General features: G+C 71.6%; 22 protein-coding genes. 15 read left to right on the top strand and 7 right to left on the bottom strand.

The features are described 5' to 3' along the window. The first annotated feature begins 53 nt into the window (after nucleotides 1–53). The 3 genes from PT931_RS08810 (at nucleotide 54) to PT931_RS08800 (ending at nucleotide 5,551) form a co-directional block, all read left to right on the top strand. Complete coding sequence (locus PT931_RS08810; protein ID WP_456245196.1) at nucleotides 54–2,624, top strand: phosphocholine-specific phospholipase C; 2,571 nt, start codon at nucleotides 54–56, stop codon at nucleotides 2,622–2,624. Nucleotides 2,625–2,702: 78 nt separating this feature from the next. Continuing rightward, entirely contained in the window at nucleotides 2,703–3,584 is an 882-nt protein-coding gene (locus tag PT931_RS08805) for a MurR/RpiR family transcriptional regulator (RefSeq protein ID WP_456245195.1), read from the top strand. Nucleotides 3,585–3,724: 140 nt separating this feature from the next. Beyond that, complete coding sequence (locus PT931_RS08800; RefSeq protein ID WP_456245194.1) at nucleotides 3,725–5,551, top strand: LamG-like jellyroll fold domain-containing protein; 1,827 nt, start codon at nucleotides 3,725–3,727, stop codon at nucleotides 5,549–5,551. 59 nt (nucleotides 5,552–5,610) lie between these two features. On the opposite strand, the gene PT931_RS08795 is transcribed toward PT931_RS08800, so the two are convergent. Next, nucleotides 5,611–6,333, bottom strand: a complete 723-nt coding sequence (locus tag PT931_RS08795) for an NAD(P)-dependent oxidoreductase (RefSeq protein WP_456245193.1) — start codon at nucleotides 6,331–6,333, stop codon at nucleotides 5,611–5,613. Between the two features lie 80 nt (nucleotides 6,334–6,413). Here PT931_RS08795 and PT931_RS08790 point away from each other — a divergent pair, with 80 nt between their 5' ends. From PT931_RS08790 to PT931_RS08760, 7 genes are all read left to right on the top strand, one after another. Next, nucleotides 6,414–7,094 (top strand): TetR/AcrR family transcriptional regulator, encoded by a 681-nt coding sequence (locus PT931_RS08790; RefSeq protein ID WP_456245192.1) that lies wholly within the window; start codon nucleotides 6,414–6,416, stop codon nucleotides 7,092–7,094. Between the two features lie 88 nt (nucleotides 7,095–7,182). Then, entirely contained in the window at nucleotides 7,183–7,770 is a 588-nt protein-coding gene (locus PT931_RS08785; RefSeq protein ID WP_456245191.1) for a GNAT family N-acetyltransferase, read from the top strand. Between the two features lie 175 nt (nucleotides 7,771–7,945). After that, complete coding sequence (locus PT931_RS08780; protein ID WP_456245190.1) at nucleotides 7,946–8,548, top strand: DinB family protein; 603 nt, start codon at nucleotides 7,946–7,948, stop codon at nucleotides 8,546–8,548. A gap of 238 nt (nucleotides 8,549–8,786) precedes the next feature. Next, on the top strand, nucleotides 8,787–9,710 hold the full coding sequence (locus tag PT931_RS08775) for a phosphotransferase family protein (protein WP_456245189.1): 924 nt from the start codon (nucleotides 8,787–8,789) through the stop codon (nucleotides 9,708–9,710). A 205-nt stretch (nucleotides 9,711–9,915) separates the two neighbouring features. Next, nucleotides 9,916–10,176 carry a hypothetical protein gene (locus PT931_RS08770; RefSeq protein ID WP_456245188.1) on the top strand — a complete coding sequence of 87 codons (261 nt, stop codon included), beginning with the start codon at nucleotides 9,916–9,918 and terminating at the stop codon, nucleotides 10,174–10,176. A 9-nt stretch (nucleotides 10,177–10,185) separates the two neighbouring features. Further along, nucleotides 10,186–10,935: a Type 1 glutamine amidotransferase-like domain-containing protein gene (locus PT931_RS08765; RefSeq protein ID WP_456245187.1), complete on the top strand. Its 750-nt coding sequence runs from the start codon at nucleotides 10,186–10,188 to the stop codon at nucleotides 10,933–10,935. Between the two features lie 76 nt (nucleotides 10,936–11,011). Then, nucleotides 11,012–11,575, top strand: coding sequence for a dihydrofolate reductase family protein (locus PT931_RS08760; protein WP_456245186.1), 564 nt, complete (start codon nucleotides 11,012–11,014; stop codon nucleotides 11,573–11,575). A 15-nt stretch (nucleotides 11,576–11,590) separates the two neighbouring features. On the opposite strand, the gene PT931_RS08755 is transcribed toward PT931_RS08760, so the two are convergent. Beyond that, entirely contained in the window at nucleotides 11,591–12,583 is a 993-nt protein-coding gene (locus PT931_RS08755; protein WP_456245185.1) for a 5,10-methylenetetrahydrofolate reductase, read from the bottom strand. Between the two features lie 133 nt (nucleotides 12,584–12,716). Then, nucleotides 12,717–13,439 (bottom strand): DUF6426 family protein, encoded by a 723-nt coding sequence (locus tag PT931_RS08750; protein ID WP_456245184.1) that lies wholly within the window; start codon nucleotides 13,437–13,439, stop codon nucleotides 12,717–12,719. A gap of 264 nt (nucleotides 13,440–13,703) precedes the next feature. Here PT931_RS08750 and PT931_RS08745 point away from each other — a divergent pair, with 264 nt between their 5' ends. The 3 genes from PT931_RS08745 to PT931_RS08735 all read left to right on the top strand — a co-directional run bounded on the left by PT931_RS08745 (nucleotide 13,704) and on the right by PT931_RS08735 (nucleotide 15,346). Further along, complete coding sequence (locus tag PT931_RS08745; protein WP_456245183.1) at nucleotides 13,704–14,150, top strand: hypothetical protein; 447 nt, start codon at nucleotides 13,704–13,706, stop codon at nucleotides 14,148–14,150. After that, the gene (locus tag PT931_RS08740) at nucleotides 14,147–14,467 is read left to right on the top strand and encodes a MazG nucleotide pyrophosphohydrolase domain-containing protein (protein WP_456245182.1); all 321 of its coding nucleotides are present in this window, start codon (nucleotides 14,147–14,149) and stop codon (nucleotides 14,465–14,467) included. Before PT931_RS08745 ends, PT931_RS08740 begins: the two co-directional genes overlap by 4 nt. Before the next feature lie 114 nt (nucleotides 14,468–14,581). Continuing rightward, nucleotides 14,582–15,346 (top strand): class I SAM-dependent methyltransferase, encoded by a 765-nt coding sequence (locus tag PT931_RS08735; protein ID WP_456245181.1) that lies wholly within the window; start codon nucleotides 14,582–14,584, stop codon nucleotides 15,344–15,346. A gap of 195 nt (nucleotides 15,347–15,541) precedes the next feature. On the opposite strand, the gene PT931_RS08730 is transcribed toward PT931_RS08735, so the two are convergent. The 3 genes from PT931_RS08730 to PT931_RS08720 all read right to left on the bottom strand — a co-directional run bounded on the left by PT931_RS08730 (nucleotide 15,542) and on the right by PT931_RS08720 (nucleotide 17,426). Further along, nucleotides 15,542–15,742 carry a DUF397 domain-containing protein gene (locus PT931_RS08730; RefSeq protein ID WP_456245180.1) on the bottom strand — a complete coding sequence of 67 codons (201 nt, stop codon included), beginning with the start codon at nucleotides 15,740–15,742 and terminating at the stop codon, nucleotides 15,542–15,544. Next, nucleotides 15,739–16,635 (bottom strand): helix-turn-helix domain-containing protein, encoded by an 897-nt coding sequence (locus tag PT931_RS08725; protein ID WP_456245179.1) that lies wholly within the window; start codon nucleotides 16,633–16,635, stop codon nucleotides 15,739–15,741. The genes PT931_RS08730 and PT931_RS08725 overlap by 4 nt, the downstream gene beginning before the upstream one ends. 392 nt (nucleotides 16,636–17,027) lie before the next feature. Continuing rightward, a complete protein-coding gene (locus PT931_RS08720; protein ID WP_456245178.1) occupies nucleotides 17,028–17,426 on the bottom strand; it encodes a hypothetical protein in 399 nt (132 codons plus the stop codon). Between the two features lie 173 nt (nucleotides 17,427–17,599). On the opposite strand from PT931_RS08720, the gene PT931_RS08715 reads away from it, so the two are divergent. Together PT931_RS08715 and PT931_RS08710 are read left to right on the top strand one after the other, a co-directional pair. Next, on the top strand, nucleotides 17,600–17,965 hold the full coding sequence (locus tag PT931_RS08715) for a hypothetical protein (RefSeq protein WP_456245177.1): 366 nt from the start codon (nucleotides 17,600–17,602) through the stop codon (nucleotides 17,963–17,965). Then, nucleotides 17,962–18,258, top strand: a complete 297-nt coding sequence (locus PT931_RS08710) for a hypothetical protein (RefSeq protein WP_456245176.1) — start codon at nucleotides 17,962–17,964, stop codon at nucleotides 18,256–18,258. The genes PT931_RS08715 and PT931_RS08710 overlap by 4 nt, the downstream gene beginning before the upstream one ends. 53 nt (nucleotides 18,259–18,311) lie before the next feature. Here PT931_RS08710 and PT931_RS08705 read toward each other — a convergent pair whose 3' ends face one another. Next, complete coding sequence (locus PT931_RS08705; protein ID WP_456245175.1) at nucleotides 18,312–19,742, bottom strand: hypothetical protein; 1,431 nt, start codon at nucleotides 19,740–19,742, stop codon at nucleotides 18,312–18,314. Nucleotides 19,743–19,857: the final 115 nt, after the last annotated feature.

Below are 19,857 nucleotides of genomic sequence, written 5' to 3'. Positions count from 1 at the left end.
ACACCGCCCGGCGGCTATTCCGGCCTCCGCCAGCAACTCCGGGCGCTCTGACGATGGACAGGCGGAACTTCCTCCGTTCGGCGGCCCTCACCGCCGGCGCGGGCACGGCGTTCGCCCTGCTGCCCGAGAGCGTGCGGCGCGCGATGGCGATGGCCGCCCCGACCGGTGGCCTGGAGGTCATCGAGCACGTGGTGATCCTGATGCAGGAGAACCGTTCCTTCGACCACTACTACGGGTCGCTGCGCGGGGTCCGGGGTTTCAACGACCCGACCGCGCTGACCCTGTCGACGGGGAAGTCGGTGTTCCACCAGCCCGACGGCGCGGGATACGTGCTGCCGTACCCGGTGAGCGACCAGTTCATGCAGGGCACCGCGCACGGCTGGGCCGACGGGCACAACGCGTGGAACAAGGGCCGCAACGACCAGTGGGTCCCGAACAAGGGCAAGCGCACCATGACCACGCACCTGCGGTCGGCGCTGCCCTTCTACTACGAGCTGGCCGACGCGTTCACGATCTGCGACGCCTACCACTGTTCGGAGAACGGCCCCACCAACCCGAACCGGTACTACCTGTGGTCCGGCAAGCTCGGCTTCGAGCCCGGCAGCACCACGGAACGGGCGACCGGCAACGGCGCCTGGCGCAACCCGTCGCACACCGGCTACACCTGGACCACCTACGCCGAGCGGCTGCAGGCGGCGGGGAAGTCCTGGCGGGTGTACCAGGAGTGGGACAACTACGGGGACAACGCCCTCGACTACTTCAAGACCTTCCTCGACGTCGGCCGCAAGGCGCTGCTGAAGACGAAGGACTCGGCCGGCAAGGCGTACACCAAACTGGAGTTCTTCTACGACCAGGGCGTGCTCCCCGCCGCCAAGGCCGGCAACACCGCCGCCGTCAACGCGCTCCTGGCGCAGCTGGCCGAGGGCGTCGCGACCCTCACCGCCGCCGAGCGCAGCCTCTACGACCGGGCCCTGCACCGGGTGGCCGCCGACCAGACCGTGAACGCGTTCGGCGCCGACGTCGCCAACAACACGCTGCCGGCGGTGTCCTGGATCGTCGCGCCGGAGCGCAAGACCGAACACCCCGACTGGGGCCCCAACGACGGCGCGGAGTTCACCAAGCAGCTCCTGGACAAGCTGGCGTCGAACCCGACGGTGTGGAACAAGACCGTCGTGTTCATCACCTACGACGAGAACGACGGCTTCTTCGACCACATCCCGTCGCCGGCCCCGCCGGTCAACGGCAACGAGGGCCAGTCCTCGGCCGGCGTCGCCGACGAGATCGTGGGCTCCGAGCCGATCGGCCTCGGCACCCGGGTCCCGATGATCGTCGTGTCGCCGTGGACCCGGGGCGGCAATGTGTCCTCCCAGGTCTTCGACCACACCTCCGTGCTCCAGTTCCTGGAGAAGTGGACCGCCGTCGCCGAGCCGAACATCTCCCCGTGGCGGCGCGCGGTCTGCGGCGACCTGACCTCGGCGCTGGATCTGAGCACGGCCGTCGTCGGGTACCCGGCGCTGCCGACCCCGGTGCGGACCAGCGGCCCGATGTCCACGAACCCGCAGCCCCCGGCGGTGCAGGCCCTGCCCGTGCAGGAGACCGGGGTGCGCACCGCCCGGCCGTTGCCGTACACGCTGACGGTGTCCGGGCGGGTCGCGGCGGGCGGGTTCACGCTCGACTTCACCAACGCGGGCGCGGCCGGCGCGCACTTCTTCGTCTACGCCAACGCGTACCGCACCGACGGCCCGTGGCGGTACACGGTGGAGGCCGGCAAGAGCCTGTCGGACACCTGGGTCGCGGGCACGCCGACGGGCGCGTACGACCTCAGCGTGGTCGGGGCCAACGGGTTCGTCCGCCGGTTCGCCGGCAACCGGGTCACGGCCACCACCAGCGGGAACGCCAACCCCGAGGTGACTCTGCGCTACTCGCCCGCCGAGAACGTGGTCTACCTGAAGATGACCAACTCCGGCACCAAGGCGTGCGTGTTCACGGTCCGGGGCAACAACCGGCCGGGCGGCCCGTGGACCTACACGGTGGCGGCCGGCGCGTCGACCGAGGACTACTTCAGCACCGCCAACGGCAACAAGGGCTGGTACGACCTGACCGTCACCGCCGACACCACCGACGGGTTCGTCCGCCGGTTCGCCGGGCACATGGAGAACGGCGCGGCCAGCAGCAGCGACCCGGTCATGGGCTCCGGCCGGCTGGCCAGCACGGTGAAGTACTTCGACAGCCAGGAGACCGTGGGGGAGACCGCCCCGGCCACCCGGGCCGTGGACGGCAACCCGGCCACCTTCTGGCACACGAAGTGGTCGGGCGGCAACGCCCCGCTGCCGCACGAGATCCAGCTCGACCTGGGCTCGGCGCGCACCGTCACCGGGGTGACCTACCTGCCCCGCCAGGACGGCGGCGCCAACGGCCGGATCGGCCAGTACGAGCTCCAGCTCAGCACCGACGGGAGCACCTGGAGCACGGCCGCCACGGGCACGTTCGCCGACGACGCCGCCGCCAAGACGGTCCGGTGCTGGCCGACCAGTGCCCGGTACGTCCGGCTGCGGGCCCTCACCGAGGCCGGCGGCCGCGGCCCCTGGACCTCCGCCGCGGAGATCACCCCCCTCGGCTGGTGAACCACCCGGCAGGGCCGAGCGCGTCACCGGCGACCGCTCGGCCCCGCCGACCACGAACGACGAACGCAAGGACGTGTGGTGTACGGAACCCCTACCGGTGTCCCCAGTGTGCTGGTCCTCATCGACGCCGAGCTGTCGCGCCTGCCGGACGCGTTGCGCTCGATCGCCAAGACCATCCTGAACGACCCGCACGCCACGGCGACGATGTCCATGAACGCCCTGGCCCTGCGCAGCCACACCACCCCGGAGACCGTCGCCCGGTTCTGCCGGGCCCTCGGACTGGCCGGCTTCCAGGACCTGCGGCTGCGCCTGGCCCGCGAGACCAGCGCGGCCGTCGCGCACGGCTGGCACGCCGACCTCGGCTTCGACATCGGCCCCGACGACAGCCTCGCGCACGCCGTCGCCGTCGTCGCCCGGGCCGACGTGCTGTCGTTGCAGGACACCGCCGACCAGCTCGACCTCACCGCCCTCGACGCCGCCGCCCGCGCCCTGGCCGGCGCCGGCCGGATCGACGTGTACGCGCTCGGCGGCAGCGCGTACGCCGCGCACGAGATGGCGGCCCGGATGCACCGGATCGGCCGCCCCATCTGGGCGCGCACCGAGACCCACGACGCCGAGACCAGCGCGGCCCTCCTCGGTACGGGCGACGCGGCCATCGCCCTGTCGCACTCCGGCACCACGGGGGAGACGATCGCCGCGCTGTGCCTGGCGAGCAGCTCCGGGGCGACGACCGTCGCGGTCACCGACGACCGGCACTCGCCCCTGGCCGGGTACGCGGACCACATCCTCACCACGGCCGTGTACGGCACCACCTACCGGCACGGCGGACCGGCCGCCCGGCACGCCCAGCTCCTGATCCTCGACTGCCTGTACGTCCGGGTGGCGCAGCTGACCCACGAGCGGGCGAGCGCCTGCCTGGAGCGGACCCGGCACATCCCGGAGCACCACCGGGCCACGTGAGGGTCACCCGGCCCCGGGCGACCCGGGGCCGGGACCCCATGCAATGGGAAACGTTGTCAACTGTTGGCCGGCCGAAGATCACCTCCGCGTCACCTCCCCCTCCTACCGTGCGGAACACCACCCACGACCAGGGGAGACACATGCCTGCCGACCGCACACCGCACCCGACCATCGAGACCTCCCGCCGGAACCTGCTCCTCGGGGTGGGCGCGCTCGGCGTCGGCGCGGCGACCCTGGCCGTGCCCGGGATCGCGGCGGCCACGACCGGGACCGGACCGGCCGCCGCGCGCGACGCCGACAACCCCCGGTTCACGATCGCGGTCGTCCCCGACACCCAGTACCTCTTCGACGGCGACCGGGGCGACCCGGCCCCGCTCGCGGCGTCGCTGAAGTACATCGTGGACCACAGCGCGGCCGACAACACCGTGTTCGCCGCGCACCTCGGGGACGTCGTGGAGAACGCGGCGGCCGGGGAGCTGGCCGCCGCCGGGGCCGTGTTCCGCGAGTTCGACCGGCGCGGGATGCCGTACAGCGTGCTGGCCGGCAACCACGACATCAACTCGCGCACCGACGACACCCGGGGCCCGAGCCCGTACCTCGACGTGTTCGGCCCGGCCCGGTTCCAGAAGATGGCGACCTTCGGCGGGGCGACGTCGGGCGGCTACAACACGTTCCACACGTTCAGGGCCGCCGGGCGCGAGTGGCTGGTGTTCGCGCTGGACTGGCGCGTGTCGGCCGGTACCGTCGAGTGGTGCAAGGGGGTGTTGGCCGCCCACCCGCGCGCCGCCGCCATCCTCACCACCCACGACCTGGCCTTCGCGGAGGACTCCGGTGCCGCGCACCTGTCCGAGCACGGCCAACGGCTGTGGGACGGGCTGATCCGCGACCACGACCAGATCTTCCTCACCCTCAACGGGCACTACTGGCCGTCCGGCCGCACCGTGCTGGCCAACGCCGCGGGCCACGACGTGCACGTGCACGTCACCAACTACCAGGACCGCTACTACGGCGGCTCGGCGATGATCCGGCTGTACCACTTCGACCTGGCCCGCGACACCATCGACGTCGAGACGTTCTCCCCGTGGCTGCGGGAGCAGAAGACCCGCAACGCGCTGGGCCGGGTCGACGTGGAACTGACCGACCCGGTCAACCGGTTCAACGTGCCGATCGACTTCGAGGCCCGGTTCGCCGGCTTCGCCCCCGTGCCCGCGCGCCCGGCCCGCCCGGCGGCGGAGCTCCTCGTGCCCGGCACCGTCGCCTACTGGCGGTTCGACGCCCCCGGCGACCGGGTCGAGGACCGCTCGGGCGCGGGCAACCACCTGACCCGGGTCACCCTCGACGGCAGCGCCCCCGACAGCCTGCGCTTCACCGCCGAGCACCACCCGGACGCCCCGGCCCACGGCAGCGTGTTCCTCGGCGGCGCCAAACGCCCGGCCCGGGGCAGCTACCTGCGCACCGCCGACAACGCGTCCCTCAACACCCAGACCTTCACCAAGGGGTACACGGTGGAGGCGTTCGTCAAGCTGCCCGCCGACGCGCGCGACAACCACGCGTGGATGGGCGTCCTCAGCCGCATGGGCGACGGGGGAGACGCCGGCCGCACCGGTGACGACCCGGCCGAGCCCCTGGCCACGCTGAACCTGTCCGACGGGCTCGCGTTGCAGTGGGCGGTGTGGCCGCTCAACCGGCAGGGCATCGCCACGAACTGGGGCCACGAGATGGTCCCGGACCGGTGGTTCCACGTGGCCGTCGTCAACAACGGCCGGACGACGACGATGTACGTGGACGGCGCGAAGCTGCTGCGCAACCCGTCGACCCCGGCGGTCGGGCTGGGCACGGCCGGCAAGCCGTGGCTGGTGGGCGCCACGACCTACGACAACGTGGTGGAGCAGGGGTTCTACGGCTGGATCGGCGACGTGCGGATCGTGGACCGGGCGCTGCCGGTGGACCGGTTCATGACCGCCTGACCGGTGGCGGTGCGGCGGCGGCGTGAACGGGGGGCCGCCGCCGCACCGGGTGGTCGACGTCAGGGCCGCGCGTGGGCGAGGGCCGACGGGGTCAGTCGGCCGACGATCGCCGGCGCCTCCCGGATCAGGGTGTCGTCGTCGACCGCCTCGACCATGAACCGGGCGTAGTCCACCCGCCGGGTCCGGTTGCTCGCCAGGACCGGGTCGCCCACGTGCCGGCTCCACACCGGCAGCCCCTCGGTCTCGCCCTCCTCCAGGTCGCTGCCCCGCACGACCGTCCACCGGGTGTCACTGGCGAAGATCCGCCGGCACGCCTCCACCTGGTCGGCCACGTCCACGACCCGGGCCAGCCTGGCCAGCCGCCCGAACACGGCCACCAGCACCCTGAACCTCCGGGTGTAGACGTCCCGCGCGTCGCGGGCCACGTGCCAACCGCAGGAGAACACCAGACGGGTACCGGGGCGCGCGTGGTCGAGCACCGCCTGTGCCGTACCCGAGGAGTAGTTCTTCACGCCCCACGGCACCAGCACCGTGAGCACGGCGTCGCATCCGGCCACCGCCCGGGCGATGACCGCGCGGTCGTCGGTCGCGCCGGGGACCACCGTGATGTCGTACCCGTCGAGTTTGTGCACGCTCTTCTCCCGGCACACCCCGACGACCTCGAATCCCCGGTCCAACGCGTGTCGCACCATGTGCCGCCCGAGCTTCCCGGACGCGCCCACGATGCACACCCGCCGGCCGTCCCCCGGCCTCCCGCCGCTCTGTGATCCGATCGCTTCCATGGTCCGCCTCCTCTGGCCTTACGCTGTAAGGCTGGAACCTTACGCTGTAAGGGTGAGCCTTACAGCGTAAGGTTGTCAAGATGACCGCCGACTCCACCAGCGCGCCCGCGCCCCGCCGCGCGCCGCTCACCCGGGAGACCGTGCTCCGCGCGGCCGTCGCCCTGGCCGACGAGAACGGTGCCGGCGTGCCCAGCATGCGCACGCTCGCCGGGCGGCTCGGCGTCGAGGCCACGTCCCTCTACCACCACTTCCGGACCAAGGACCTGATCCTCGACGGCATGGTCGACACGGTCTTCGGCGAGATCGAACTCCCGCCCCCCGACGCCGACTGGCGCACCGGACTGCGTCAGCGGTCCGCCTCCCTGCGCGCCGCGCTGCTCCGCCACCCGTGGGCGATCGGCCTGATGGACTCCCGCACCCACCCCGGCCCCGCGACCCTGCGCCACCACGACGCGGTGATCGGCTGCCTGCGGCGGGGCGGCTTCACGATCGCCGGCGCGGCCCACGCGTTCTCGGTCCTCGACAGCTACCTGTACGGCTTCACCCTCCAGGAACTCAGCCTGCCGGCCGCGCCGGACGGTGGGATGGAGGAGGTGGCGGGCGCGATCCTGCACGGGCTGCCCGGGGACGAGTACCCGCACCTCGCCGAGATGATCACCGACCGGGCGTTGCAGCCGGGGTACGAGTACGCCGGGGAGTTCGACGTCGGGCTCGACCTGATCCTCGACGGGCTGCGGCGGCAGCGCCGGAACTGGGAGTGACGGGCTTTCGTGGGAGCAGCGCCGGGCCTGGGCGTGACCGGTTTTCGCGGGGTCAGCGCCCGCTCCGGCCCTCGGGCATGATGGGCGGGTGCCCCTCCTCGTTCCGCCGGCGCTCCCCGCCGGAAGCCTGTCCGACCACCAGCAACCCCACCTCCCCGTCGACGGCGGCCTGAGCCTGCGCCCCTGGCGGGAGAGCGACGCCGAGGCCGTCCGCACCGCGTTCGACTGCCCCGACGTCCAGCGCTGGCACGTCCGCCGCCTGGACGACCTCGACGAGGCCGGCGCCTGGATCGCGAACTGGCCCGCGCGCTGGGCCGACGAGACGGCCATCAGCTGGGCGATCGTCGACGACGGGGACGCGCCGCTCGGCCAGACCGGGCTGCGCAACATCTCGCTGTTCGAGGCCCACGCGGCCGTCTCCTACTGGATGCTCCCCGCGGCCCGGGGCCGGGGGGTGGCCGTCCGGGCGCTGGGCGCCATGACCCGGTGGTCGTTCGGGACGCTGGGCCTGCACCGGCTGTCCCTCCAGCACTCCACGGGCAACGTCGCGTCGTGCCGGGTCGCGGCGAAGGCCGGGTACGCGCTCGAGGGCACGCAGCGGGGCTCCATGCTGCACGCCGACGGCTGGCACGACGGCCACGTGCACTCGCGGCTGCGCACGGACGGCGCGGTCTGACGCTGGCGGCCCGGGTGCGGTGTCCGCCGGGGTCGCACGTCGACCGGTGGGTCGGGGCGTGGCGCCGGTCGCACGTCGACCGGTGGGTCGGGGCCTGGCGCCGGTCGCACGTCGACCGCGCAGTGCGACGACGAGGGGCGGTCGCGTGTCCACCACGTGTGGCAGGCTCAGCCCCATGATCGACGAATTCGCGAAAGAGTACCTGCACGGCGATCTGCGCGACGTCCGCGAGGTGCTGCTGTGGAAACTCGACGGCCTCTCCGAGTACGACATCCGCCGCCCCCTGACCTCGACCGGAACCAGCCTCCTCGGCCTGGTCAAGCACCTGACGGTGACCGAGGGCAGGTACTTCGGCCTCGTCTTCGACCGCCCGTTCCCCGAGCCCCTGCCCCGGTGGGACGACGCCGAGGCGGGCGACGCGACCATGTGGGCGACCGAGCACGAGACCCGCCAGGACCTCATCGACCGGTACCGCCGCGCGTGGGCACACTCGGACGCCACGATCACCGCCCTGCCGATCGACGCGCCCGGCCACGTGCCCTGGTGGCCCCGCCCCGACGTGAAACTGTTCAACATCCTGGTCCACGTGCTCGCCGAGACCAGCAGGCACGCCGGGCACGCCGACATCCTGCGCGAACAGCTCGACGGCGCGACCGGGTTCAACGCCCGGCACGCGCACCGCCGGCCCGACGAGGCCCTGGAGGCCCGGCGCGCGCGGATCGAGCGGGCCGCCCGAGCCGCGTCTCCGGGCGGCGCGGAAGCCGTCGACCGCACGTAGCCCACGGAGGCGGAGCCGTCTCGGCCCGGGCGGCGAAGCCGGTCGTCGGCGGACGTGTTCGGCCTCGGGTTCGAGGTCGTCGAGTTCGGCCAGGGCCTGTCGGCGGACCTGGGCCGCGGTGGAGAAGCCGGCGTCCCAGGGGAGTGGCCCGTTGCCGGTGGCCGGGGCGCTAGGTCGCGACGACGGGGCAGCGGGCCGAGGCGGGGGCGGTGAGAATGGCGGGGTGTCGGATGCGAGGGTGGGACAGCGGCCGGACGACGGGCGGCTCGCCGGGGTCAGCGCCGCCCTGGAGCGGGTCGGCCGGAAGTTCGAGCTGTCGGAGCTGAGGTTCCTGGGGGCCGGGTTCTCGGTCTCGGTGGTGCGGGCCGGGCCGGACCTCGTCGTGCGGGTGCCCAGCACCGCTGACGCCGCCGAGCGCGGTCGGCGCATGGTGGACGTGCTCGGCGCGCTGCCCGAACTGCCGGCCCGGGTGCCGGAAGTGGTCGAGGTGCTGCCGGCGCGGGAGTCGTTGGAGCACGGCGCGCTCGTGCACGTGTGGCTGCCGGGCGAGCCGGTCTCCGCCGGGCTGGTGCGGTCGCGCGGCCCGGCACTCGCCAGGGAGACGGCACGGTTCCTCGCCGCCCTGCACGCGGTGGACTCCCCGAAACTCGAAGCCGTGCTGCGCCGGGCGCCGGGGGAGGTCGGGCCAGGCGAGGGGGAGTCTGAACTCTGGCCCCCGGACCCGGTCGTCGAGCTCGTCGCCGGCCGGCTGGCCGGTCCGGAGGCCGCCGCGTTCGGGCGCTGGCGGGACGGGTACGGCGACTGGATCGCCGGGCTCGGGCGTCCGGTCGTGCTGCACGGCGACTTCTGGCACGGCAATCTGGTGGCGCGGGACGGCCGGCTGGCCGCGGTGGTGGACTGGGAGGACGCCCGGCTCGGTGACCGGGCGGCTGACCTGTGTGGCCTGTGGTATCTGGGCGCGGAGTTCGGTGCCGCCGTCCTGCGCGACTACACGGAACTCACCGGCGTCGACAGTGCGGCGCTGGGGCGGGGCGTGACGGTGCACCGGGTCCGGCGTGAGCTGCGGGGCGTGGAGTGGTCGGTACGCCACGACGACGCCGACGAGCTGGAGGAGTCCCTCGCGAAGGTCCGGGCGGCGCTGGGCTGGCGGGGGCGGGTCTGACGAGTCGCTGTGGCGGTGCCAGCCCTAGCAGCCGTACTGATCGAAGACGGCGTGCAACGCGGCTCTGGCGACGGACTCGTCCGCGGACCGCCACTCGTGCACACCGGCCTGGCCGCAGGTGGGGCAGAGAGGATTCATGGCCGAGACCCTACTGTTCGCGCCACGGGTTGTGAGCCGGGCGACCTGCTGAAGGTAACCTCCGGGCATGAGGCGTGTGCTGGTGACGGGCATGTCGGGGGTCGGCAAGTCCGCGCTGCTGGAGGAACTCGCCGCGCGTGGCCACCGGACGGTCGACACCGACTACGGGGACTACCACGAGACCGTCGACGGCGAACGGCTCTGGCGGCCCGACCGGATCGAGGCGCTGCTGCGCGCGGCGGGCAACGGCGAAGAGGGTGTGCTGTTCGTGCACGTCCACCGTGCGGGAGGGCCCGATGCGGCGGTCCGTGGGCGTCACGTTCAGTAGGGTGGGGGCATGAGAGCCCTCCTCACCTCGTCCGGGATCAGGAACAGCAGCATCCACGACGCGCTGGTCGAGCTGCTGGGCAAGCCGGTCGCGGAGTCCAACGCCCTCTTCATCCCCACCGCCCTCTATCCGTTCCCCGGCGGGGCGGGCATGGCGTACCGGGCGATCCGCGGCGAGAGTCCGTCGCCGCTGTGCGAACTCGGCTGGAAATCCATGGGGGTACTGGAGCTGACCGCGCTACCGAGCATCGACGAGTCCGCCTGGGTGCCGGCGGTCCGCGACGCCGACGCGCTGCTGGTCGGTGGCGGCGACCCGCTGTTCCTCGCCCACTGGTTGCGGCGCTCCGGTCTGGCCGGCCTGCTGCCGACGCTGCGCCCCGAGGCGGTCTACGTGGGGGTGAGCGCCGCGAGCATCGCCGCCGCCGCCACCTTCGTCGAGACGTACACCGAACCGCCCCGTGGGACCGACGGACCGCTGGAGTCGGAGAGCGTCGTGTTCGCCACGCCCCAGGGGGATGTCGACAGACTCCTGGTCACGGCGCAGGGCGCGGGACTCGTCGACTTCGCGGTGATCCCGCACCTGGAACACCCGCACCATCCCGACGCCTCGCTGGCCAACGCGGAGAAGTGGGCGGCCCGGATTCCCGCGCCGACGTACGCGATCGACGACCAGTCCGCCGTCACCGTGGTCGACGGCGTCGCCCGGGTCGTCTCCGAGGGGCAGTGGAAACTCTTCGAGCCGCTGGCGGGACCGGGCTAGGTCGAGGCGTGCGGGTTCCCGCTGACTGTGAAGCGTCCGGAGTGGACTGTCGGACCCGTCGTTGAGGAGGGCTGCCATGCGCAGGGTGACGTACTCGATGAGCATGTCCCTGGACGGCTACGTCGTCGGTCCGGACGGCGGCTTCGACTGGACGGCGCCCCCGAAGGACGTCTTCCGGTTCTGGATCGACGAGATCCGCGACGTCGGCGTCCACCTGCTGGGCCGGAAGCTGTACGAGACGATGCTGTACTGGGAGAACGCCGACCAGAACCCCTCGCTCGACGACGCGGAGCGCGAATGGGCCGCGCTCTGGAACCCGCTGCCGAAGGTGGTGTTCTCCACCACGCTGTCCGCGGTGCGGGGCAGTGCCCGCCTGGTCACCGGCGGCCTGGCGCGGGAGATCGAGCGGCTGCGGGCCGAGCCGGGGGAGGGCGACATCGCGGTCGGTGGCGCGACTCTCGCCGGCGAGGCGGCCGCGTCGGACCTGATCGACGAGTACCGGGCCATGGTGTACCCGGTACTCGTCGGCGGTGGTGTGCCGTTCTTTCCGCGGGGTGAGCGGCGGGTGGACCTCGAACTCGTCGAGACCCGCTCGTTCGACTCGGGAGTCGTCTACCTGCGCCACCGCGTGGCCCGCTAGGTCCCGGCGCGCGGATCAGTTGGCGGGTTCGGCGTCGCCGCGATCGAGCAGGGCGCGCACCTGACCGGCGAGCTCGATCGACGCCTCGATCTCCACCTTCCGGATCGACACGCTCTCCACATTGAACCCGAACGGCATCCCCAGGCGCCGGCAGAACGCGCTCAGCTCCCTGGCCGCCGCGACGCAGTGGTCGAAGGACTCGGTGAGCGGATCGGGCGCGTGCCGGAGCGCGTTCTCCAGCCAGCTCGGGATCCTGACGCCGAGCCACTGCAGGAAGGCCAGCGTCTTCAACGACCCGCAGACCGACAGGGTGAACAGGAACGGTCGCGGCGCCACCCCCCGCTCGAGGCAGGCGTAGAAGTAGTCCGAGACCAGGCTCTTGGTCGCGTCGACGTCGTAGATCACCTGCGAGATGAAGAAGGCGCACCCCTGTGTCTGCTTGCCCACGACGCGCAGGTGCTCGTCCCCGCCCCGGACGTGCCGCTCGGTGATGGCCACCCCGCCGAGCAGCATGTCCGGTCGGAGCTCCTGCCGCAGCTCCTGGGCGCGCCGAAGGCCCGTGTGCACCGACTTCTGGCTCGACGACGCGCCCACGAAGACACTCAGGACCCTGCTCGTGTCGGCACCGCTCAGCCAGGAGCTCAGGTCGACCTCGGGATACTTGCTCACGCACCGGTAGACCACGACCGGTCGATCCCAGCCGGTCAGGTACTCCGAGTGGAACACCGCCGGGTCCCAGGTGGGCAGATAGGGGAACGGTCTCTCGTCGGGGTTCCGGTCGGACTCGTCGTCGATGTCGTAGAGCACCAGTCCATCGACGTGGAGCGGGGCCAGCCGGGCGATCGTCCTGGCGGCGACCTCGCGGACCTCGTCCGGCGAGGCACTCCGGCGCGGCGGGGTGATGCCGAACAACAGGACGCCGCTGTGCCCGCCGGTCAGCAGAGTCGCCAGCGGCGGTCGCCCGGCCGTGGCGTCGGCTGTCGGCGTTGTCCTGTTCCGCTCCGGCATGAACCGACTATAACGAGGCCTCCGACCCGCATGATCGGCGAGAGACGGAACCCGGGTCGCGGGTCGTCCGTGCGGGATTCGCCGCCGTGCCGCGGTGGTACGACGGGGCGGTCCCGTCGCACCACCGCGGACATCAGCAGGCGCGCGCGGTGACGATGCCGGTCGGCTGGGTCACGGTCACGAACTCCCTGTTCACGCCGCCGAACATGCTCGGCGTGAAGACCACGTAGGTGACCGTCTGGTACTCGACGTACAGCGCCGAGCTCATGCCGGGACTGAGGAGGACGTCGACACCGGCGGTCCGGGTCACCGAGGTGTTGAGCTGTGCGCCGAGCGTGGCGGAGAGAACGTCCTTCGCACCCGCGGAGACGCCCGCGCTGACCTGGTAGCTGACCGTGTAGGTGAACGTCTGGGTCAGCCTCACCGGCGAGGGTGTGGCGTTGCGCAGGCAGTCCTCACGCTTCTCCTCCTTCGGCCCCCGGCCCAGGACCGCGGCGGTGTTGCTGGGACCGCCGCCGCCACCACCGCCGGTGTAGGTGGCGATCCACTCGTTGGACGGCGGCTCGGGTACCGACGGGGGCAGCCTGGTGGCCGTGACCACGATCTCGGGAAGCGACGGCACCGGCGTGACGGCGGCGCCCCAGTCCCCGACGGTCTCGAAGTACTCGCCGCCGCCCGCGCCGTCGGGCTGCCAGTTGCCCGGGTCGAGGCTGCCGCCGTAGTCCTCGCATCCACTCTGGCTCTCGGTCTCGTCGCCCCAGCACGCGTACGCGGCACCCGGGAGCACCGCCAGCGGAACGGTTGTCAGGACCGTCGCTCCGAGCGCGATGGCCGCCAACCTCATCCTGACCTTCAAGACCCCTCCAACGTTCGAAAGAATATGAATCGATGTATGCACGATACACATCGATGGCCTCACGGACTAGCTCAGCTGGATGGGTTGGCATGCCACCGTTCACACTGGTCGACGCGAGGGCGAGTCAGTGGTTAGCGGATATGTCGCAGCAATCTGCCCCGCAAACGGCTGCGAGGGCGGCCATCTCTGGGGGCTGGCGCGTCTCGGTGTCCGCCGGCCGCGAGGATGCCGCGATCGATTCGGTGTGGCGGGCCCAGGTGGAGCATGATCGGTGTCATGGAGGCGCAGGGCTGGCTGCCCGTTCTCGAGGTCAAGGCGGGAGAGACCGTGCTTGCGGTCGGGGCCGACGGGCGCTGGCTCGTCGGACGGGACGAGGCGACGGCCCGCCTGGCCACCGAGTGGCCCACGTGGCTGCTCCCGCTGCTGGAACGACCGTACCGAGAGGTCGCGGCGACACCGCTACCGGCCGGAGCTGCCCCTCCCCCCTGGGCGGACGTCGTGCGGAGGGGGCTCACCTGGCCCACCGCCGCCGGCTACTGGCAGGGCCTCGCGCTGTGCTGGCTCGAGGAAGGCCATCCCATCGGTGAGCTAGCCGGAAACCTCCTCTGGCTGAACGACGCACAGGCATACCCGCGTCCGGTTCGCCACCGGGCGCTGCGCTTGTGGCGAACGGTAGTGCGCCCTCCGGCGTCGGGGATGATGGGTCGATGACGTTCGACAGGTTCGATGCGGTGTATGCCATTGGTGATGCCTACGTGTCGAAGTACGGGCCGACCACGCCGTTTGGGATGATGACCCGGATCCTGGAAGAAGCTGGTGAACTGGCCTCGGCGGTCAACCATGCCGAGGACACCGGAGCGAAGGTCGCCAAACACGGCCCGCCGGATCTGGCGAACATGGCCGCGGAGATCGAGGATCTGCTGCACTGCACCCTCGCGGTGGCCCGCCACTACGGCATCGAAGGCCTGGTGGACGAGGCGATCGCCTCCACGTGGGCAAGGCTCCGCCCGGCAGATGCGGGGACATAGCCAGCAGCGGGCGTTGGGCGGACTGCTGGTGATGGCGAGTTGTCGCCGGCCGGATGCGCTCACGTGGCGAAAAGGCCGGGCATTGCCGGGCCGGACCGTGTCAGGATGCTCGGCATGTCTGTTCGCGCGCTGAGTTTCGGAGCGATGGCCGAAGCATACGAACGGTTCCGGCCGGGGTATCCCGTGGAGCTCTTCGACAGGGTGACGGCGTACGCGGGCCGGCCGATACGGACCGCCCTGGAAATTGGCGCCGGCACCGGCAAGGCGACCCGGCTGTTCGCCCAGCGGGGTGTCGCGGTCACCGCGACCGAGCCTGACGCGGCCATGCTCGCCGAGTTGCGCAAGCACGTGCCCAACGTGAGGACCGTGCGGGCCAGGTTCGAGGACCTGCGACCGGGCGAAAGCTACGGGTTGGTGTTCGCGGCGGCGGCGCTGCACTGGACGAACCCGCAGGGCCGGTGGTCCCGGATGGCCGGGCTGCTGGAGCCTGGCGGCGTGTTCGCCTCGGTCGGTGGACCGTTCCACCTGGCCGACCCGGCCGTGGAGGAAGCCGTTCGCGCGGCCCGGGCACCGTTCCTGGACAGCGACGACGTTCCGTCGCCGGACGGAACGCCTCCGGAGCGCGAACTGCAGTGGCCGGGCACGGAACTCCAACGGTCCGAGTGGTTCACCGATGTCCAACAGTCCATGATCCAGCGGCGCCTGACGATGAGTGCCCGCGACTACGTCGGCCATCTTTCGACCATCTCGGCGTATCTCGTCCTGCCGGCCTCGGAGCGGGAGCAGGTATACAGCCAGATCCTGCAGGCCCTGCCGGACACGGTCGCACTCGCCGCCGACATCACCGTCCACCTCGCACGTCGCCACCCGGAGCGATAGCACCTCGAGGCGGGTGACCTGGCGCGAGGAGGAGTACGCCGACTGCCTGGAAAGCGAGCGGCGTCGCTACGCGTGGGTGATGCGGCGGTATGGCGGCCTGACGCCTGACCGAGCCTGGGAAGCCGCTATGACTCCGGATGGCTGCGAGGGCGGCTCCCAGGGGCGGGGCCGCCCTCGATCGTGAGGCGAGGTGGGTCAGCCGAGCTTGTCGCCCTTGACGCCTTCGGTGAACGCCACCCAGTCGGAGGCGTCGAATGCTAGCGCCGGACCGGCCGGAAACTTCGAGTCGCGGACGCCGACGACACCCGGGATGTTGTCGGCGACCTCGACGCAGTTGTTGTCTTGCCCGCTGCTTCGGGTCGACTTGCGCCAATCCGAGAACTCGCTCGCGTTCATGTTCTGTGTTTCCTTCTCTCGTCTCGGGTCAGTGCCTCGTCAGCTGCGTCGCGCAGGAACGCGATGCTGTCTGCTTCGTGCAGGGCGGCGTCTCGCAATCGCCGGTAGATCTCGGCATAGGGCGCAACCTGGTCTTGCTCGGTGTAGATCAGATCCGCAGTTTCGGTATCCACTGCGGCTACGTCCGGATCGCCATCCGGGTAGGTGTAGAGCGAGAAGGATGAACTGGGCAGCCAGTAGTCCGCGATCTGAGCCTGCACCGGCAGAACCCGCACGGTGATCCGTGCGTCGTTCTCGGCGGTGTCCGCCAGATGACGAAGTTGAGCACTCATGACGTCGGGTGACGCTCCCAGTCGACGGACCGAGACTTCTTCAAGGACGACCTCGTAGCGTGGCCCGCTTGGGCGATCGAGCATTCGCTGACGGAACGCCCGCGCCTCGATCGCTTTTTCGCTGCTGTACCTGGGCGGATGATTGCCCTGAATCCGGGCCCAGTTGGTGCGTGCCCTGGTGTAGTCCGAGGTCTGGAGCAGACCGGGCACGACGAATCCCTGATACTCGCGGATGGTTGACGCGCCGGACTCCAAATTGGCGTAGACCTGCTGGCGCTCGCCCATGTGCGGGCTGAATGCTTCCCACCAACCGCGCTCGCCCGCATCCGCGGCCATCTTGATCAGCTCATGCCACCGGTCGCCGGTCACACCAAGGGCGTCGAGGACTTCCCGGACGTCGGCGATGTTCGGCCGTTCCTTCGCGGTCTCCAGGCGGGAGACCGTCATCCGGGACTTGGTGAGCTTCGCGCCCAGTTCCGTTGACGACAGGCCGGCTGCCGTTCGCAACTCCCTGAGTTCAGCGGCGAGGCGGCGCCCGCGAACAAGTGGACTGGTTGTCATGAGCTGACTCCTGTTGGTGATTGTGGTCTGTTCAACATGCCGCCGTGTTCGCAGCCTACCTGCTGCACAGAACGGCGGATCGATCAGATTTCTGTTCGGCTCCCCAATGGACATCGAAGGTCGACTTCTAGTGCCTGAGTTGTCGCTGTGAGTCTTGCATCGGGTCAGTTCTGCTGTAACACTCGAATCTGTCGGAAGTTCTGTTCAGAACAGAGTTCTAGATCTGAACAGCCTCAAGTGACAGTATGAATCGGTCATTTGATGCCAAGTTGGGGGTCGCCGACAGGCAAGTGGAGAGGCATAGGGCGGGCCGCATCGGCCTCAGAAACCTGGCCCGCCCCAGCCACCAAACGAGCGAAAGGCATGTTGCAGTGGACCTGCTACCTATCAACTCACGCACTGTCTACCACGAACCGGTGCCACCGGTCACCAGCCCAGGAGTCGGGCGGGCGCGCGATCTGCTCGCCGAGCACGTGCTGGAGCCCCGGTCGGGGGAGTGTCGGGTGTGCCGGGTGCCCGGCCCGTGCGCTCCGGCCGACTCCGCCATCGCCGCGCTGGTCAGGCTGGGGGTGCGGCTGCCGGGCGCGGCTCACCTCGTACCCGTCGATGGTCCGACGGTTGTGGTGGAGACGGTGCCGCCGGCCCGGCGGGTGGTTGAGCCGGACGGGTCGGGGCGCGGCCGTCGCGACGAGCCGCCGCCCGGAGTCGACCCGCTCGACTGGCGGCTCGTCGTCCGACTCCGACGCGACCACCGCGCCGACGACGCCGGCACGTGCCCCCTGTGTGGCCATCGCTGCCTGGCCCGCTGGCTGGTCGACCGCGTCCTCGGAGACGGGGGACCGCCGGCCGGCCGGTTGCGGTTCGACATTCCAGGACCGAGAACTCGACGGGTACCGGGTGACGCCGGCCGCCACTCCGCGTGGCCCAACCACCGGAGCGCGCCCGGTCGGTGGGGAGCCGCCGCGTGACCGTCGAGGTGGGCATCCACAGCTGGCTGAACGCGAGCAGCCTGGGGCGGCTGGTGACCGACCCCGACGTCGACCCCGCCCGGGCCCGGGTGCCCGGCGGGCCGCGGGTCGAGTGCGACGGGGCGCGGGTCTACTGGCTGGAACAGGGGGAGGGGTACCGGCTCCGGCACAGTGGAGCCGACTGGACCGTCGAGGGCGGGTCCTGGGGCTGGGCGCGGCTCACCGTGCGCGGCGGACCGTTGACCGGTCTGCGCACCGAGCGGGGGGAACAGGTGCTCGACCGGGCGGCCACGTACATCGTCGTGCCGCTCGACCCGGTCGGGTGCCGGGCCGCGTGGGAACTGTTGCGGGTGACCTCGTGACCGCGCCCGTCGAGATCGCCGCGCCGCGGGCGTTCGTGCTGCGCCGGTGGGTGGATCCCACGGGGGTCAGCGGGGTCGGGGTCGTCGCGCACGGGGTGCGGTGGTTCGACGGCCGGGTCGAGTTGCGCTGGGTCGGTACCACGACCGGCGTGGCAAGCAGCTGTTCCTATGACTCCGTGGCCGACGTGTTGCGGGTGCACGGGCACGACGGGAGCACGGAGATCGGGTGGTTGCCGGAGTGCGCGCTGGGTTACCGGTGCCCGCCCGGGGACCGGAGCCGTGTGACCGGCTGACGCGGTGCCGGGCCGCCCCGGCCCCAGGTTCGGGGTCGGGGCGGCCCGGGTCGTCACGCCGGGCGGAGCAGCGCCGCCGCCTCGATCAGCTCCCGGAGGTCCTCGGCCGTCGAGCCCGGTTCCAGGTCGACCAGTTCGTCGAGCACGGTGCTCACCGCGTACGCGCGGGTGTAGCCGCCCCACAGGTCACCCGTCGGGCGGTCGTCGAGCCGGGCGAGGGCGTCGGCGACCTGGTAGATGTCCCCGCCGGGGGCGAACGCCGCGACCACGTCCTGGTGCGCCAGGAGTTCCGTCGCCTCGGTGTACTGGCAGTACAGCTCGCGGGTGCGGCGGTCCGTCAGTCCGGTGACGGCCGTGGCCAGCCGGGCCCGGACCCGCAGGCAGGCGGCGAGGACGGCCGACAGGGCGACCGAGTCGCCGACCTCGCCCTGGACCGCCTCGGGGACCCCGCGGGCCTCGGCGTCGACGTACCTGCCGACGGCCCGGATCATGGTGTTCCACAGCTCGGGGAAGTCGCGCGTGGAGCGGACCGCCCCGTAGAGGCTCGCGCGGGTCGACGTGTCGAGGCGTTCGCCGCGCTGCCACTGGCAGTACAGCAACGTGTTGATCTTCTCGTCGGAGAACCGGATGTCGCCGGCCTCCCACCGCCGGACGAGCGTCCGGACGCCGTCGAACATGCCGAGGCCGTCGCCGTACGCCTCCAGTTGCAGGAGGGTGGCGGCCGTGCGGGTGTCGCCGCCGCCGAGCTTGTCCGCCATGACGGGTACGGGGGCCGTGACCTGGCCGACCGGTGGGAGCCCGACGCACTTCTCCGGGCACGGCGCCGGGGTGTCCGCCCGGTGCCGGAAGGCGGCGCGCAGTTCGGACAGCACGGACGCGACGGGTACGCCGGAGTCCAGCCGGTGCGCGGCCCGTTCCAGCTGGTCGGGTGGGTAGTCCTCCGGCGCGAGGTACGCCTTGGCCATGGCCGCGAGCAGCTTCGGCATGGACCGGCCGGTCACCTTCGCGCGCAGCCACCACTCCAGGATCTGGTGCTGGTGCCTGCCGAGGGCCGGGTCCAGCCCCTCGTTGGAGGCGAGCCGGACGACCTCCTCGCGGTGCCCGGGCAGCGCGGCGTACGCGAGGAAGTCCTCGCAGACGTCCTTCTCGAGTTCGGTGGCCTGTTCGCGGAGGTCGGTGAGGACCCCCTCGCACAGGGCGGCGAACCGGTCCTTCCGCTCGGTCGGCAGCGTGCCGGCCAGCCGTTCGCGCAGCAGGCCCTGCGCGACCGGTTGCTGGGCCAGGAGCAGCCGGAGCACGGGCGAGAGGCCCGGGGTCGCCGCGATCCTGCCGACGACGCTCTGGACCGTCGGGCCGGCGGGTGGGCTGGCGTCGATCTCGGACTCGAAGGCCTCGACGCGTTCGGCGAGGTACCGGGTGACCCGGGGGTCGAGCTCGACGGTTTCGGGCGCGGTCGTGCCGGCGCCCGGACGGGACGTGTTCATGGTGAGGCTCCTTCACAGCGTGGTGCGCTGGATGCGGGATTCCGCTGAAGCCCCGTGCGACTCGATCGGTGGCCCGCCGGTGTCGCCGGCGGCGCGAGTCGATCCTGGTCACCGC

It is taken from the genome of Longispora urticae (assembly GCF_053902585.1).
The sequence above is the reverse complement of the archived record's forward strand: the minus strand, read 5'-3'. Positions and strand labels throughout refer to the sequence as shown.

Coding starts and splice junctions, on each gene's coding strand:
- PT931_RS08810 (WP_456245196.1), top strand. CDS start 54: ATGGACAGGCGGAACTTCCTCCGTTCGGCGGCCCTCACCGCCGGCGCG.
- PT931_RS08800 (WP_456245194.1), top strand. CDS start 3,725: ATGCCTGCCGACCGCACACCGCACCCGACCATCGAGACCTCCCGCCGG.
- PT931_RS08795 (WP_456245193.1), bottom strand. CDS start 6,333: ATGGAAGCGATCGGATCACAGAGCGGCGGGAGGCCGGGGGACGGCCGG.
- PT931_RS08790 (WP_456245192.1), top strand. CDS start 6,414: ATGACCGCCGACTCCACCAGCGCGCCCGCGCCCCGCCGCGCGCCGCTC.
- PT931_RS08780 (WP_456245190.1), top strand. CDS start 7,946: ATGATCGACGAATTCGCGAAAGAGTACCTGCACGGCGATCTGCGCGAC.
- PT931_RS08770 (WP_456245188.1), top strand. CDS start 9,916: ATGAGGCGTGTGCTGGTGACGGGCATGTCGGGGGTCGGCAAGTCCGCG.
- PT931_RS08765 (WP_456245187.1), top strand. CDS start 10,186: ATGAGAGCCCTCCTCACCTCGTCCGGGATCAGGAACAGCAGCATCCAC.
- PT931_RS08760 (WP_456245186.1), top strand. CDS start 11,012: ATGCGCAGGGTGACGTACTCGATGAGCATGTCCCTGGACGGCTACGTC.
- PT931_RS08755 (WP_456245185.1), bottom strand. CDS start 12,583: ATGCCGGAGCGGAACAGGACAACGCCGACAGCCGACGCCACGGCCGGG.
- PT931_RS08745 (WP_456245183.1), top strand. CDS start 13,704: ATGATCGGTGTCATGGAGGCGCAGGGCTGGCTGCCCGTTCTCGAGGTC.
- PT931_RS08740 (WP_456245182.1), top strand. CDS start 14,147: ATGACGTTCGACAGGTTCGATGCGGTGTATGCCATTGGTGATGCCTAC.
- PT931_RS08735 (WP_456245181.1), top strand. CDS start 14,582: ATGTCTGTTCGCGCGCTGAGTTTCGGAGCGATGGCCGAAGCATACGAA.
- PT931_RS08730 (WP_456245180.1), bottom strand. CDS start 15,742: ATGAACGCGAGCGAGTTCTCGGATTGGCGCAAGTCGACCCGAAGCAGC.
- PT931_RS08725 (WP_456245179.1), bottom strand. CDS start 16,635: ATGACAACCAGTCCACTTGTTCGCGGGCGCCGCCTCGCCGCTGAACTC.
- PT931_RS08720 (WP_456245178.1), bottom strand. CDS start 17,426: ATGGCCACACAGGGGGCACGTGCCGGCGTCGTCGGCGCGGTGGTCGCG.
- PT931_RS08705 (WP_456245175.1), bottom strand. CDS start 19,742: ATGAACACGTCCCGTCCGGGCGCCGGCACGACCGCGCCCGAAACCGTC.